Source organism: Bacillus sp. 5B6 (assembly GCF_000259405.1).
Taxonomy (GTDB): domain Bacteria; phylum Bacillota; class Bacilli; order Bacillales; family Bacillaceae; genus Bacillus; species Bacillus velezensis.
Genome location: NZ_AJST01000001.1, coordinates 2,212,387 through 2,226,579, shown reverse-complemented (window position 1 = coordinate 2,226,579; position 14,193 = coordinate 2,212,387). Strand labels below are relative to the sequence as shown.

Below are 14,193 nucleotides of genomic sequence, written 5' to 3'. Positions count from 1 at the left end.
GGAATGAATGCACGATAACATGAGGAAAGCAATAGGTGTAATTCTCCTTGTTTCTTTACTAAGTGTAGGCTTTTTTAAGCCGTTTAAAGAATATTTACTGATACCGTCAGAAATGAGCGTCTTTGAAAACCAGACACAGGCCGTTCCGGTCAATGCATCAATAAGCGCTGAAAAGGGCGAATTATCAGAAGCCTTTACGCTGAAAGAAGAGCACGGCCATGCAAACATAACAGGGCAAACACAAGGCCGGTCAGAAGTAGTATATGATCTTGCCGGGTTTCCCATTAAAAAAACAAAAGTGCGTGTCCTTCCAGAATTGAAGGTCATTCCGGGCGGACAGTCCATCGGTGTAAAACTGCATTCAGTCGGTGTTTTGGTCGTCGGCTTTCACCAGGTGATGACAAAGGATGGGAAAAAGTCTCCGGGAGAACAAGCGGGAATTGAATCTGGCGACATCATTATTAAAATGAACGGACATAAAATTGAAAAAATGAGCGACATCGCTCCGTTTATTCAAAAAGCGGGCAAAACCGGTGAATCTTTGGACTTATTGGTGAAACGCGATAAGCAAAAAATCAAAACAAAGCTGATTCCGACAAAGGACGAAGCCGAGGGGAAATATCGAATCGGCCTTTATATCCGCGATTCGGCAGCCGGCATCGGCACCATGACATTTTTTGAACCAAAAACAAAAAAATACGGCGCATTGGGCCACGTCATCTCTGATATGGATACAAAAAAACCGATTGTTGTAGAAGACGGAGAAATCGTCCGTTCAACTGTAACATCGATTGAAAAAGGAAAAGGCGGCAATCCCGGCGAAAAACTGGCAAGGTTTTCGTCAGAACGGAAAACGATCGGCGATATTAACCGCAACAGCCCGTTCGGCATTTTCGGGACACTGCATCAGCCGATTAAAAACAACATTTCCGACAAAGCGCTTCCGATTGCTTTGTCAAATGAAGTAAAAAAAGGACCTGCGCAAATGCTGACGGTTATCGAAAACGATAAAGTAGAGAAATTTGATATTGAAATCGTCAGCACCACGCCGCAAAAATTCCCGGCGACAAAGGGAATGGTGTTGAAAGTGACAGATCCGAAACTGCTGAAAAGAACCGGCGGAATCGTTCAGGGGATGAGCGGAAGCCCGATCATCCAGAACGGAAAGGTCGTCGGAGCCGTAACCCACGTATTTGTCAATGATCCGACAAGCGGCTACGGCGTTCATATCGAATGGATGCTGTCTGAAGCGGGTGTTGATGTTTACGGGAAAGACAAAGCAAGCTGACTGCCGGATGATCCGGCAGTTTTTTTATGTGATGCGTTCTTCACTTCTTTCCTGGATTCATGTAAAATAAGACATGAAGATTTTTCGACAAATTCACGTTTCCTGATTTGTCAAACTTAATTTTTAGTCGAAAAACCTAGAAAATGCTAGAAAAACAAAGATATACCACTATTATTGGTAAATATGGATTTTTTAAAAGGGGAAGTAGTGGTTTTGTCGAATGTAACATGTAGCAGTCAAATGGGTTGCGTCCTGTTAATACATTGGGGGAGGAAGAAACGTGGAGAAAATTAAAGTTTGTGTTGCTGATGATAATCGAGAGCTTGTAAGCCTGTTGAGTGAATATATAGAGGGACAGGATGATATGGAAGTGATCGGCGTTGCTTATAACGGACAGGAATGCCTTTCTTTGTTTAAAGATAAGAATCCCGATGTGCTCGTTTTAGACATTATCATGCCGCATTTGGACGGACTTGCGGTTTTGGAGCGTCTGCGGGAATCAGAGCTCGAGAAGCAGCCGAACGTCATCATGCTGACGGCATTCGGTCAGGAAGACGTTACGAAAAAAGCCGTCGATTTAGGCGCGTCCTATTTTATCCTGAAGCCGTTTGATATGGAAAACCTTGTCGGCCATATCCGCCAGGTAAGCGGAAATGTCAGCAGTGTCACACACCGTGCGCCGTCTGCGCAAAGCAGCATTATCCGCAGCCAGCCGGAGCCGAAGCGGAAAAATCTCGATGCCAGCATTACAAGCATTATCCATGAGATCGGTGTGCCTGCCCATATCAAAGGCTATCTTTATTTGCGTGAAGCCATTTCCATGGTGTATAACGATATTGAACTCCTCGGCAGCATCACAAAAGTCCTTTATCCCGACATTGCCAAAAAATTCAACACGACCGCAAGCCGTGTAGAACGGGCCATCCGCCACGCCATTGAAGTCGCATGGAGCAGGGGAAATATTGATTCCATTTCTTCACTGTTCGGATATACGGTAAGCATGACAAAAGCAAAACCAACCAATTCAGAATTCATCGCGATGGTTGCTGACAAGCTGAGATTGGAGCATAAAGCTTCGTAACGCAAGCTTTTGGCTAGATGTCTTTTTCGCGCCTTCTATTCCGTGCATGAACGCGGAATAGAAGGCGTTTTGAAATTTTGCTGACGAAAACAATGGAAATCACTCACGCCGTTACTTGTTCTATACATAAATGCGGGATCTATGACGTCTACACGTATAATACCGGTGCTGATATTTTAATGATTTTGCCGTCTCTGAAATAAAAGCGGGGGACGCGGCGGCTTAACACAGATAAGACTTCGTAGCTGATCGTACCGAGCATTTCGGCAATTTCATCAACGGAAATCTCGGCTCCTTGTTGTTTACCGTAGATGACGACTTCTTCTCCTTGTTTGCCCTCATTCTCACCTAAACTGACCATGATCATATCCATTGTCACTCTCCCCGCCACCGGCACCCGTCTGCCGCGGTGCAGAATAAACCCGCGGTTGGACAGGGCGCGGGAGTAACCGTCAGCATAGCCGATCGGAATCGTCGCGATGATTTCACCCGGTTCGGCGATATATGTGGCACCATAACTGACGGTCCGGGGATCTGTCACCATAGCTTTCACATAAGCGATACGCGCCTTTAAACTTAGTGCGGGTGTGAGATCCACGAGGTTCAGTTCCTTTATCGAGGCGGACGGATATAAACCATATAAACCAATGCCTAAACGGATCATGTCGGCGCTGAATTCCGGGAATGCGATAGCGGCGGCTGTGTTGCACATATGCACGGTAGGCAGCGTAATGTCTTGATTTTTTAAAAAGCTGAGAAAGCTGATAAACTTTTCGTGCTGCAGCATGGTCAGCTCAGTGTCCGGTTCATCCGCTGTTGAAAAATGTGTAAAGATGCCATCCCATGACAGGTATGTACTCGACTTGAGCGCTTTCACCACTGCTAAAAGATCTTCTTCCGTACGCACACCCAGCCGGCCCATTCCGGTATCCACATTGATATGAATGGACAGCCGTTTCGACTCTGCTTCTTTTTCCAATATCCGATTCGCTTTTTTGATCCAGCTGACCTGAAACGCTGATAATGTTATGTTCCAAACGGCAGATTTTTTCACACAGCTGAGAGCTGTGAAGCCGAGCACGAGAATAGGTGCTGTAATTCCCGCTCTCCGTAACACAATTCCCTCTTCGACACTTGCGACAGCGAGCTCGCTCGCCCCGCTTTCCAGTGCCTGCCGCGCTACTTCCACAGAGCCGTGGCCATAAGCGTTCGCTTTTACGACGGCCATAATTTTAGACGTATTCGGAATATGGCGGCGGATCGCCCGTACGTTCTTTTTTATCGCATCAAGGTCGACTTCAATCCAAACTTCCCGGCAAAGTTTTTTCATCACGATTCCTTCTTTCCTTAATGAGTTTCAGTACTCATGCTTTCAATCTGCATTCTATTCACCTTGAACTGAAATCATTCAAAACAAGGGAAGGTGATCGCTGATGTTTAAAGGTCAAGGTTTCAGGAAATCAGTGCGCCTGCTTTATTTATGCTGAAAGGGCTGCATGGCAGCCCTTAAATTGACTTTACAATATTCTGATCTGAAAATTGATGTTCAAACATTTTGGCGTGGCTCACAGCATTGTTTTGAATGACAATGCCGATATTTCCCCCTCCGGCACCGAAAACGGTTTTTGATGCAGTCAGCGGACTGATGGATATGGCGCCGCCAACATTGACAACTCCGTTTCCTGATACGTTGTTTATCGTAATCGGGCAACCGCTCATTCTATTTTTTCTCCTTTCTCTCACAGTCTACTAACTATATGTACGCTGTAATATGGAATAAGATTAAACAAAACGGCAAAAAGAATCCGGCTGCTGCCAGCCGGAAAGGGAGGGAAATACGGATGTCATAATGTTTTCGTTACATTTTGATCAGAGTATTGAGAGCTTGAAGATTGAGATGTACTGGATTGATTCATTTGCAGGACCATCCCTGTATTTCCCCCACCTGAGCCGTAGACGGTTTTTGATACGGTTAAAGGACTTATCGAAAACGCACCGCCGACATTGACAACCCCGTTTCCGGAAAGACTGTTAATCGTAATAGGAAAACCAGCCATCATATACGGTCTCCTTTCTATTAATCTATTTACTATATGTACGCTGTGTGTTAGAAATAGGAGTAAACAAAGCGGTAAAAACTTGTGAATCAAAAAAACTGCCGGACATCCGGCAGTTTTTTTAGTCTACTTTTCAAACGGCACCCAGCCGCCTGTATTCTGAATCATTTCCCATAACGGTTCAGGAAGTCGGTATTTCTCAATTTCAGATGCTTGAATGGCTTTTTCGATTTCCTGTTCGCGGCCTTCTTTGACCAGCACCGCCCATTCGGGGTTAATCAAAATGACACGTCCCAGAGCCACCAGCGGAATTCCGCTTTCTAATACAGCAAGCGCTTCGTCCGCGGTATAGATGGAACCGACGGCCATCAGCGGCACTTTATGGCCGACGCGTTCGTTTAATAAATCCATCCGCGTCCGTGAAGTATCCGCCCCGCGGCGGGCTTTGGAATTGACATCCATCAGTGAAATATGCAGATAATCCAAGTTCTCTTCCGCAAGCGCGTCGGCGAGCATGAATGTTTCTTTCATTGTAAGCCCCGGTGTTTCCGGCTCTTCCGGTGACAGGCGGTAGCCGAGAACGAATGGATTTTCAGCGTGTGTATCAATTGCCTGTTTGACAGCGTCAACGACTGCAAGCGGGAACGCAAGGCGCTTTTCATCGCTTCCGCCCCAGCGGTCTGTGCGCCGGTTTGTTTTCGGTGAATAAAATTGGTGAATCAGGTACCCGTTTGCCCCGTGAATTTCAACACCGTCAAAGCCGGCTTCAATCGCTCTGCGTGTCGCTTCGCCGAATGCTTTCACGATGTGCTCAATTTCTTGTTCGGTGAGAGCCCGGGACGTTTGTCTCCCATCTTCTTCTGAGCCGCTCGGACTGACGACATCGTTGTTTGGCACGAGTTCAGGAGGGCATTCCAATCCTCCGTGGTGAATCTGCACAATGGCTTTCGCTCCTTGAGACTGGATCGCCTGAGCGAGTTTTTTCAAGCCGGGAATGTGAGAATCATCATAGATCCCGGGCTGGCCTGGAAACGCTTTGCCGTCTGGCGTTACGTTTGCGCATGCCGTAATGACCATGCCCATTTCTTTTGAACGGGGAGTAATGTAGCTTAATTCACGGTCGGAAATCGTTCCGTCATCATTTGATGAATAGTGTGTCATCGGCGCGACTGAAATACGGTTTGGTATGGTGACGCCGCTTTCGAACGTAAAAGGTTCAAACAGCGGTTTATAAGTTTGCTTCATCATTTCGCCTTCTTCCTTAGGAGTTTAACTCGTCCGTATTCTAGCTTATGTTTTAATTGTGTGCAATTATTTTGCTTGTTCTTCTTCCTGAGGTTATGACCGGCTGAACCATTTAAACGAATGAAACGGTTTTCTCCGTTCCTTTTCAGGATCTTTATATCCTCCTGAAATTTGATGGCCGATCGAGCTGAATATGACAGCGGCGGCGAAGAGGAGAATGATTTTTTTCATATGCATATCTTCTTTCTTATCTTTTACAAGGTTATTTATAAGCATACGCTTGTGCGAAAAAACCGTCAATTTGTTTTTATTTATTCTTTTTTCCACTTTCCTGCGGCGAATATCGTTCCGATCTGAATCACAACACTTAACAGAGCGCACACTGCCACAACTGTGTTGCTGTCCATAGAAGACACCCTCCTTTTTGTTAGGTTGATGTATCATATGACAGCTGTCTCTGTTTTGACAAAACCGTAATGCGGTGTTTCATATTTTTCAACACAAAAAGGGCGCTTTTTTAAGCGCCTTTACTTTTTTTTCAGCCGGTTCAAAGCGATTTGAACGGCGATGGCATCATCCAGGTAGCCGATCGGAAACATGTAATCCGGAATGACGTCGGTCGCTAAAATATAATACAGCAGCGCGCTCCCGAGAATCGCGCGGTCTTCAGCCGGTGTTGATTCATCCATATACTGATGATGCATGTTTTTCAAATGATCAATAAAAGGGCCGACGCTTTCTTCATTGTCCATTTTCTTTTGAAACTCATCGCAAATCAGGCGATGGCCCTGCTGGGTTTTGGCATATTGTTCATATCTGGTCAGTTCACGCTCAATTTGCTCCCGGGAAAAAGGCTGATCAAACATCTCGGCCATATTCAGCATATCCTGAATCGCGTGCATCGGGTCTTGCGGCGCAGCTTCTTTTTCATGGCCGATGTCTATGCCTGACGCCTCAAGCAATTCCTCCAGCGGAGTGCGGAGATGTTTTGAAAATTCCTGAAGATGCTTTAAATTGGCCTTCTGCTTGCCGTTTATAATCCGGGAGATGGTGGCCGTATCAATGTTTGTTAAGGCGCCGAGTTTTCTCATGGAGAGCGAGTGCTTATCAAGCAGTGATTTTAAAAGGGGCCCCAGTGTCTTATTTTTATTTTCTGTCAAGGGTGTCACCTCGTTTCCGCCGGAATGATGATCATTAATCAATAATTTTTGCAGAAAAGGTACCTTTTCTGTGCGGCTGAATAGGATAGTGTAGATTCAACGGCACAACATGTTGAAAAGACATCAAAGAATGGAGAGAAACGAACATGGCTTGGTTATTGATTTTAGGTTTGGCAGTGTCCTCGAGCATTGATAATTTAGGAGTGGGGATGTCATACGGCATCAGAAAAATCAAAATATCGCATGCGTCGAATATGATGATCGCTTTTATCTGTTTTGTATTCAGTTATATCGGAATTTATTTCGGCAAATGGATTTCAGCCGTTTTACCGGGCTTTCTTCCTGTATTGCTGGCGGCGTTTATTTTATCTGTCATCGGTATCCGCATCATTCTGCTTGCTGTGCCGAGAAAAACAGCGCGTGTTGGCGCGTCAGGAAAAAAAGGCCGTTTTGCCGGTCTGCTGCAAAATCCGGAGGCAGCGGATGCCGACGGTTCGGGAGAAATCGGTATATTGGAATCCATGGTTCTCGGGGTGGCCGTATCCGCAAATGCGCTGACCAACGGATTAAGCGCGGGTTTGATCGGGCTTTCTCCCGCTGCCATTTCCATTACTGCGGCGGTCGGAAGCTTTTTGACCATATGGATCGGCTGCTCGCTTGGAAAAAAAGCCGCGTCATTGCGCATCGGTTCTTTTCACGTCGGACAGTTCAGCACGGTGCTGAGCGGAGTGATTATTCTCATCATCGCCGCCAATACGCTGCTCTTTTAAGTTGTCCCGTTCATTTTATGAAAAGCTCAAAATAAATATGAATGTTTCTATTCGGGAGAGCGCATGACGCGGCTCTCTTTTTTTTGCCGATCTGATATTTTTTCAAAATGAACAGAAAGTCGTCCGTTTCCGTTAAATTCTGCATATTCGGCCTTCAGACAGAACCTTTTTCATAGACTGATCAGCTTGTTTTCTTTCTAAGTTCAGGTAAACAGCAGGTCAGATAGCCTTCATTCCAAATATGGAAAAGCGATGGAGGAATGGTGGCTCCCTTTACAAATCGGCCATTCTGTTCAAAGATAAAGCCGAATGAGAAAACGTGAGGTGATCTGTGTGAAGTCTGTCATACTTCTGATCTTCACCGCATGGCTGTTATCAGGCTGCGAGTATACCGCGGAGGCTGATGCGGCGCCGTCATTTACACAGGAAGGAACATTTATAAAAGCGGCCGGAAACGATACGATCGCGGTCGAAATTGACGGAGAAAGGCAAGAGGTGAAGGTGCCGTTCGCTAAGCGGTTTGAATGTCAGTACCTGCCTGAACATACGGCGGTGCAAATCACCTATAAAAAAGAGAGCAACGGACAATTACGGCTTGAGGAACTGAAAAAAGAAACAGATATGTGAAAACGGGGAGGAAAAAACGTGGGTTTACTGACAAAAAGCGCTGCTGCCTTCGGTGCCGCTCTGCTTCTGCTTGCGCCGTCTGCTTATGCAGCTGAACCTTTGCAAGGGAAAACCATTTATATCGATGCCGGACATGGCGGAGAAGACAGCGGGGCCGGCGGAAATGGATTGCTTGAGAAAAACATCAATTTAGCGGTGTCAAACAAGGTGATCGCCAAATTGGAGACAGAAGGCGCAAAACCTGTTGCTTCAAGGACTGACGATACATTTTTACGTTTGGACGAGCGGGTGGCGAAAGCAAGCGCCAGCCAATCTGATTTATTCGTCAGCCTCCATACGAATTCAGCCGTCTCAACGGCATCGGGCACGGAAACGTATTTTAATTCGACATATGAAGGAGCAGACAGCGAAAGGCTTGCTTCCGACATCCAGCAGCAGCTTGTCACGTCTTTAGGGATGAGGGACAGAGGCGTAAAAGAAGCTCCTTTTTATGTCATTACATATTCAAAGATGCCGAGTGTGCTGGCTGAATTAGGTTTTATCACAAATCCTCAAGATGCGGACAAGCTGAAAAGCGATAACGGCCAAGAGCACGCCGCGGACGCCGTTGTAAACGGAATCGAAACTTATTACAGCGGACGGTAATTATAAAATATGTGTAAATAGCGCCCTCCTTATGTGCATAACGATTATAATAGAGAAAACCGATGACAAACACCTGAGGTGACACATATGACGAATATTTTTGCCCACCGGGGGGCGTCGGGCGACTGCCCTGAAAATACGATGCCTGCATTCAAAAAAGCAATTGAGGACGGGGCTGACGGAATCGAACTTGATGTACAGATGACAAAAGACGGCCGGATCGTGGTCATTCACGACGAAACCCTCGACCGCACGACGTCTTTGAAAGGATTTGTGAAAGATACGGCGTATGACAAAATCAGAACCGCCGATGCCGCCGGAAAATGGAAAGATACTTTTAAAGGTGTCAGAGTTCCGCTTTTGTCAGATGTGCTGCGTTTTGCGGAACGTGCTGATTTTCTGATAAACATTGAGCTGAAAAACAGTGTATTCCGTTACGAAGGAATGGAAGAAGAAGTGATTAAAAAAGTCAGATATTACGGACTGGAAAAACGCGTTATTTTTTCTTCATTTAATCATGAGAGTCTCGCGGTTTGCCACGCCCTGGCGCCTGAAATTGAACGGGCGGTGCTGACAATGGATGTGCTGTACCGGCCTGAACGGTATCTTGCAGCCATTCCCGCTTCGGGTTATCATCCGAAGCTCGGTACGCCGGCGGTCAGCGCTGAAGTGATTAAACATCTTGCAAAACACCAAGCGGCGCTCCGTCCGTTCACCGTCAATCGTCCTGAGGATATGAAGCAGATGATGAAAGCGGGAGCAGACGCAATTTTTACCGATTATCCAAAGCTGGCTGTTTCTATAAAAGAAGAATGCCGCAGCTGAGAAGACTGTTCAGACAGTCTTCTTTTTTTATGGGCGGGAAAAAGGCGGTGCACTCATAACTCGGTCAGCCGGTTCATATATTGTAACAGGGCGTTTTGTGTAAGCGTTATCTTTTATCTTATTGAAAGTGAGGCAAAATTGTGGGAAAAACGGTTATCGTCAGTGCGGCAAGAACGCCGTTCGGAAAATTTGGCGGCGCATTAAAAGAGGTAAAGGCAGCCGAGCTTGGCGGCATTGCCATAAAAGAAGCAATCAAGCGCGCCGCTATCAGTGAAAGCGAAGCGGAAGGAGCGGTGATGGGAATGGTCGTCCAGGCGGGTGCCGGGCAGATTCCGGCACGGCAGGCTGCAAGATATGCCGGGCTTCCGTGGTCCGTTCCGGCTGAAACCATTAATAAGGTCTGTGCATCAGGGCTCAGGGCCGTTACCATCTGTGATCAAATGATCCGGGCGAAAGATGCGGACGTGCTGATTGCAGGCGGAATGGAAAGCATGAGCAACATTCCGTACGCCATTCCGGCCGGCCGCTGGGGTGTGAGGATGGGGGACGGGGTGTTTCAGGATTTAATGGTTCATGACGGGCTGACCTGTGCGTTCGACCAGGTGCATATGGCTGTCCACGGAAGCACTGCGGCCAAAAAGTACGGCATTTCCCGGGATGAACAGGATCATTACGCTCTTTTGAGCCAGAAACGTGCGGCAGAGGCGGCTGAAGCGGGCAAATTGCGTGAAGAAATCGTTCCCGTCACCTGGACCGGCAAAAAGGGCAAACAGCATACTGTTGAAGCGGATGAGGGGCTGCGTCCTGATACGAGCCTTGAGCAGCTTGCAGCGCTCAAGCCAATTTTTTCAGCCGACGGAACGGTTACAGCCGGAAACGCTCCCGGTGTAAATGACGGGGCCGGAGCATTTGTGCTGATGTCAGAGGAAAAAGCTGCAAAGCAGCATGTCAGGCCGCTCGCAGCGATACTTGGCTTTGCGTCAGTCGGACTGGAAGCGTCCGAGCTGGCAAGCGCGCCGGGAGAGGCCATCAGCCGGCTCTTGACAAAAACCGGACTGTCCGTTGACGATATTGATTTGTTTGAAGTAAATGAAGCATTTGCGTCCGTCGTGCTCGTGAGTGAAAAAATAGCCGGGTTCAGCCGGGAAAAAGTGAATGTAAACGGAGGGGCAATCGCGTTCGGCCACCCGATCGGCGCAAGCGGAGCGAGAATCATCATGAGTTTAATATACGAATTAAAGCGTCGCGGAGGGGGTTTAGGCGTAGCTGCTATATGCAGCGGAGCGGCTCAAGGAGATGCCGTCCTGCTTGAGGTGTACTGATCAAAGGAGGGAGCGCCGGATGAAGATGAAAACAATCATGGTCGCAGGTGCGGGTCAAATGGGAGCAGGCATCGCGCAGACGGCTGCAGAAGCCGGGTTTGCCGTCAAGTTATACGATTGGGAACCGGAAACGGTAACAAAAGGTCTTCACCGCATAAAGACAAACCTGGAGAAAGAGCAGGCAAAAGGACGGAAGTCACAGCAGGAGACAGATGCCGTTTTCAGCCGTATTTCCCCGGCAGAACTCACAGAAGCGGGAGATGCTGATTTTATAATTGAAGCCATTGCCGAAAACAAAAAAGCAAAAGCGGAATTGTTTGACACACTTGATAAAATCTGTCCCCCTCATGCCGTATTGGCAAGCAATACGTCTTCTCTTCCCATTACAGAGCTTGCCGCGGCCACAAAAAGGCCTGAAAAAGTAATCGGCATGCATTTTATGAATCCGGTTCCTGTCATGGAGCTTGTCGAAGTCATCAGAGGACTCGCCACATCGGAAGAAACGGCGGAAACAGTAAAGAAGCTTGCCGTCCGGATGAATAAAACCCCTGTCGAAGTCAATGACTTCCCGGGCTTTATATCTAATCGCATATTAATGCCGATGATTAACGAAGCCGTTTATTGCCTTTACGAAGGAGCAGCTTCAAAGGAAGCGATTGATGCGGTGATGAAGCTCGGCATGCGGCACCCGATGGGTCCTTTAACATTAGCTGACTTCATCGGGCTGGATACGTGCCTTTCCATTATGGAGGTTCTCTATGCGGGGCTGGGAGATCCGAAATACCGCCCATGCCCTCTGCTCAGAAAATATGTCAGCGCCGGCTGGCTCGGCAAAAAAAGCGGGCGCGGTTTTTATGAGTACGGCAGATGACGTAAAGATCATGAGGGGAGACGGCAGCCATGCATTTTACAGAAGAGCACATCATGATGAGAAAAATGGTGCGTGATTTTGCCCGCAAGGAAATCGCGCCGGTGGTTGAGCTCATGGAATCAACAGATGAATTTCCGGAGCGGCTTATTAAAAAAATGGGCGAAGCGGGATTGATGGGCATTCCCGTCCCGGAAGCTTACGGCGGGGCGGGTGCTGATACAACATCTTACATTTTAGCGATTCATGAAATATCAAAAGTCAGCGCGGCCGTCGGCGTCATTTTATCCGTCCACACATCGGTAGGGACAATCCCGATTTTGCATTTCGGGACAGAAGCCCAAAAACAAACGTATATTCCGAAGCTGGCAGCGGGCGAATATATTGGGGCTTTTGCGCTTACTGAGCCTCAATCCGGATCTGATGCGGGAAGCCTGAAAACAAGAGCCGTGCGAAAAGGCGATTCATATATTCTGAACGGTTCAAAAATCTTTATTACAAACGGCGGAGCGGCAGATCTGTATCTGACATTCGCCATAACCGATCCGGGTAAGGGGAGAAAGGGGATTTCAGCGTTTATCGTTGAAAAAAACACACCCGGTTTTTCTATCGGAAAAAAAGAAAAAAAGCTCGGATTGTTAGGTTCCAATACTGTCGAATTGCAGTTTGACCAAGCGGAAATTCCGATTGAAAACCGGCTCGGCGAAGAGGGCGAAGGCTTTTCAATCGCCATGAAAAACCTTGAAGTCGGACGGATCGGCATAGCGGCTCAGGCGCTCGGGATTATCGAAGCGGCGCTCGGCTGCTCGGTGGAGTATGCCAAAACCCGCAGCCAGTTCGGCAGACCCATCGCTTCGAATCAGGCCGTTTCATTTAAATTATCTGACATGGCGACGAATGCGGAAGCTGCCAAATTATTGGTCTATCATGCTGCTGATCTGTATCAGCGAGGGTTTCCGTGCGGAAAAGAAGCATCTATGGCGAAGCAATTCGCGTCCGATGCGGCGATGAAAGCGGCGGTGGAGGCTGTGCAGATTCACGGCGGCTACGGCTATATGAAAGAGTATCCCGCGGAGCGTTTATTTCGGGATGCGAAAGTTACGCAAATCTATGAAGGAACCAATGAGATTCAAAGGCTGATTATTTCTAAGTATCTTCTTCAATAAAAAGTGCGCAAAGGAGCGAAACCATGGAATCTTATTCTCCCGGTTTAGATGGCGTCATTGCGGTGGAAACGGGGATTTCTTTCCTGGATACACAGCAGGGCAGTATTTTAATCAAAGGCCACGATCTGATTGAGCTTTCTAAAACGGCCGGCTATATGGACATTGTTCATCTCTTATTGGAAGACAGACTTCCTGATGCGAAAGAGAAGGCGGCGCTTGAAGAAGACGTTCGGCGCGGCGGACACCTTCCCGAGGAAATCTTGCACATATGCCGTCTGCTGCCCGAACATACTCACCCGATGGACGGACTGAGGACGGGTTTGTCCGCGCTTGGAGGCTTTGACAAGGACATCGATGACCGTTCATCTTCCGTAAATCAGCACCGCGTACGCGGACTGATAGGCAAAATGCCGAATCTGACAGTCAACAGCTATCGAGTCATCAACGGGCTGGAGCCTTTGGCGCCGGTCGGAACCTTATCATACAGCGCAAACTTTTTATATATGATTACCGGAAAAACGCCGTCATCTTTGGAAGAAGAAATCTTCGACAGGTCGCTTCTTTTATACAGTGAGCATGAATTGCCGAACTCAACGTTTACGGCCCGTGTCATTGCTTCGACGCAATCGGATATTTACGGCGCGCTGACCGGAGCCGTCGCCTCGCTTAAGGGAAATCTTCACGGCGGCGCGAACGAAGCGGTTATGTACATGCTTGAGGAAGCGAAGGATACAGACGGGTTTACACAATTATTAACTCAAAAACTCGCAAACAAAGAAAAAATCATGGGCTTCGGCCACCGTGTCTACATGAAAAAAATGGACCCGAGGGCGCTTATGATGAAAGAAGCGTTAAAAAAGCTGTCTGATCTTTCAGGTGATTTCCGTCTTTATAATATGTGTGAAGCCGGCGAAACCGTCATGAGGGAGAAAAAAGGCCTTTATCCGAATTTAGATTACTACGCAGCGCCGGTCTATTACATGCTCGGCATCCCGATACCGCTGTACACGCCTATATTCTTCAGCGCACGCACGGTCGGCCTGTGTGCCCACGTCATTGAACAGCACAGCCGAAACCGGCTTTTCCGCCCGCGTGTCCGCTATACCGGAGCGCGCCTGTAAACAGATGAGAAAGGAAGA

The 14,193-nt window shown here is 47.7% G+C and carries 16 protein-coding genes; 10 read left to right on the top strand and 6 right to left on the bottom strand.

All coding sequences use genetic code 11. The features are described from left to right. The first annotated feature begins 7 nt into the window (after positions 1-7). Both spoIVB and spo0A read left to right on the top strand, forming a co-directional pair. Complete coding sequence (spoIVB, locus tag MY7_RS10235) at positions 8-1,288, top strand: SpoIVB peptidase (RefSeq protein WP_007408360.1); 1,281 nt, start codon at positions 8-10, stop codon at positions 1,286-1,288. A 280-nt stretch (positions 1,289-1,568) separates the two neighbouring features. After that, a complete protein-coding gene (spo0A, locus tag MY7_RS10230) occupies positions 1,569-2,369 on the top strand; it encodes a sporulation transcription factor Spo0A (RefSeq protein ID WP_003153177.1) in 801 nt (266 codons plus the stop codon). Positions 2,370-2,517: 148 nt separating this feature from the next. On the opposite strand, the gene alr is transcribed toward spo0A, so the two are convergent. From alr to MY7_RS10200, 6 genes are all read right to left on the bottom strand, one after another. Continuing rightward, positions 2,518-3,699 (bottom strand): alanine racemase, encoded by a 1,182-nt coding sequence (gene alr / locus MY7_RS10225; protein WP_007612500.1) that lies wholly within the window; start codon positions 3,697-3,699, stop codon positions 2,518-2,520. Between the two features lie 176 nt (positions 3,700-3,875). After that, on the bottom strand, positions 3,876-4,088 hold the full coding sequence (locus MY7_RS10220) for a spore germination protein (RefSeq protein ID WP_007612499.1): 213 nt from the start codon (positions 4,086-4,088) through the stop codon (positions 3,876-3,878). 125 nt (positions 4,089-4,213) lie between these two features. Continuing rightward, a complete protein-coding gene (locus MY7_RS10215; protein WP_007408362.1) occupies positions 4,214-4,426 on the bottom strand; it encodes a spore germination protein in 213 nt (70 codons plus the stop codon). A gap of 126 nt (positions 4,427-4,552) precedes the next feature. Continuing rightward, a complete protein-coding gene (locus MY7_RS10210; protein ID WP_029326082.1) occupies positions 4,553-5,671 on the bottom strand; it encodes an NADH-dependent flavin oxidoreductase in 1,119 nt (372 codons plus the stop codon). Positions 5,672-5,764: 93 nt separating this feature from the next. Continuing rightward, positions 5,765-5,902, bottom strand: coding sequence for a hypothetical protein (locus MY7_RS19760; RefSeq protein ID WP_014470646.1), 138 nt, complete (start codon positions 5,900-5,902; stop codon positions 5,765-5,767). Between the two features lie 296 nt (positions 5,903-6,198). Then, complete coding sequence (locus MY7_RS10200; protein WP_014418348.1) at positions 6,199-6,831, bottom strand: helix-turn-helix domain-containing protein; 633 nt, start codon at positions 6,829-6,831, stop codon at positions 6,199-6,201. A 146-nt stretch (positions 6,832-6,977) separates the two neighbouring features. On the opposite strand from MY7_RS10200, the gene ytaF reads away from it, so the two are divergent. The 8 genes from ytaF to mmgD all read left to right on the top strand — a co-directional run bounded on the left by ytaF (position 6,978) and on the right by mmgD (position 14,175). Continuing rightward, a complete protein-coding gene (gene ytaF, locus MY7_RS10195; protein WP_007408366.1) occupies positions 6,978-7,601 on the top strand; it encodes a sporulation membrane protein YtaF in 624 nt (207 codons plus the stop codon). 309 nt (positions 7,602-7,910) lie between these two features. After that, positions 7,911-8,228 carry a hypothetical protein gene (locus MY7_RS10190; protein WP_032864640.1) on the top strand — a complete coding sequence of 106 codons (318 nt, stop codon included), beginning with the start codon at positions 7,911-7,913 and terminating at the stop codon, positions 8,226-8,228. Positions 8,229-8,246: 18 nt separating this feature from the next. Further along, positions 8,247-8,873 carry an N-acetylmuramoyl-L-alanine amidase family protein gene (locus MY7_RS10185; protein ID WP_007612483.1) on the top strand — a complete coding sequence of 209 codons (627 nt, stop codon included), beginning with the start codon at positions 8,247-8,249 and terminating at the stop codon, positions 8,871-8,873. Positions 8,874-8,960: 87 nt separating this feature from the next. Beyond that, positions 8,961-9,698, top strand: coding sequence for a glycerophosphodiester phosphodiesterase (locus MY7_RS10180; protein WP_007612482.1), 738 nt, complete (start codon positions 8,961-8,963; stop codon positions 9,696-9,698). Between the two features lie 140 nt (positions 9,699-9,838). Next, complete coding sequence (locus tag MY7_RS10175; RefSeq protein ID WP_007612481.1) at positions 9,839-11,020, top strand: acetyl-CoA C-acetyltransferase; 1,182 nt, start codon at positions 9,839-9,841, stop codon at positions 11,018-11,020. A 19-nt stretch (positions 11,021-11,039) separates the two neighbouring features. Further along, on the top strand, positions 11,040-11,891 hold the full coding sequence (locus tag MY7_RS10170) for a 3-hydroxybutyryl-CoA dehydrogenase (RefSeq protein WP_007612479.1): 852 nt from the start codon (positions 11,040-11,042) through the stop codon (positions 11,889-11,891). 29 nt (positions 11,892-11,920) lie between these two features. Next, positions 11,921-13,054, top strand: coding sequence for an acyl-CoA dehydrogenase (locus MY7_RS10165; protein WP_007612476.1), 1,134 nt, complete (start codon positions 11,921-11,923; stop codon positions 13,052-13,054). Positions 13,055-13,077: 23 nt separating this feature from the next. Continuing rightward, the gene (gene mmgD / locus MY7_RS10160; protein WP_007612474.1) at positions 13,078-14,175 is read left to right on the top strand and encodes a citrate synthase; all 1,098 of its coding nucleotides are present in this window, start codon (positions 13,078-13,080) and stop codon (positions 14,173-14,175) included. The last annotated feature ends 18 nt before the right edge of the window (positions 14,176-14,193 follow it).

Bases quoted from the DNA above. Each gene is read 5' to 3' on its own strand.
- alr (WP_007612500.1), bottom strand. From the start codon at position 3,699: ATGAAAAAACTTTGCCGGGAAGTTTGGATTGAAGTCGACCTTGATGCG.
- MY7_RS19760 (WP_014470646.1), bottom strand. From the start codon at position 5,902: ATGAAAAAAATCATTCTCCTCTTCGCCGCCGCTGTCATATTCAGCTCG.
- mmgD (WP_007612474.1), top strand. From the start codon at position 13,078: ATGGAATCTTATTCTCCCGGTTTAGATGGCGTCATTGCGGTGGAAACG.
- MY7_RS10215 (WP_007408362.1), bottom strand. From the start codon at position 4,426: ATGGCTGGTTTTCCTATTACGATTAACAGTCTTTCCGGAAACGGGGTT.
- MY7_RS10190 (WP_032864640.1), top strand. From the start codon at position 7,911: ATGAGAAAACGTGAGGTGATCTGTGTGAAGTCTGTCATACTTCTGATC.
- spoIVB (WP_007408360.1), top strand. From the start codon at position 8: ATGCACGATAACATGAGGAAAGCAATAGGTGTAATTCTCCTTGTTTCT.
- MY7_RS10210 (WP_029326082.1), bottom strand. From the start codon at position 5,671: ATGAAGCAAACTTATAAACCGCTGTTTGAACCTTTTACGTTCGAAAGC.
- ytaF (WP_007408366.1), top strand. From the start codon at position 6,978: ATGGCTTGGTTATTGATTTTAGGTTTGGCAGTGTCCTCGAGCATTGAT.
- MY7_RS10220 (WP_007612499.1), bottom strand. From the start codon at position 4,088: ATGAGCGGTTGCCCGATTACGATAAACAACGTATCAGGAAACGGAGTT.
- MY7_RS10180 (WP_007612482.1), top strand. From the start codon at position 8,961: ATGACGAATATTTTTGCCCACCGGGGGGCGTCGGGCGACTGCCCTGAA.
- MY7_RS10170 (WP_007612479.1), top strand. From the start codon at position 11,040: ATGAAGATGAAAACAATCATGGTCGCAGGTGCGGGTCAAATGGGAGCA.
- MY7_RS10165 (WP_007612476.1), top strand. From the start codon at position 11,921: ATGCATTTTACAGAAGAGCACATCATGATGAGAAAAATGGTGCGTGAT.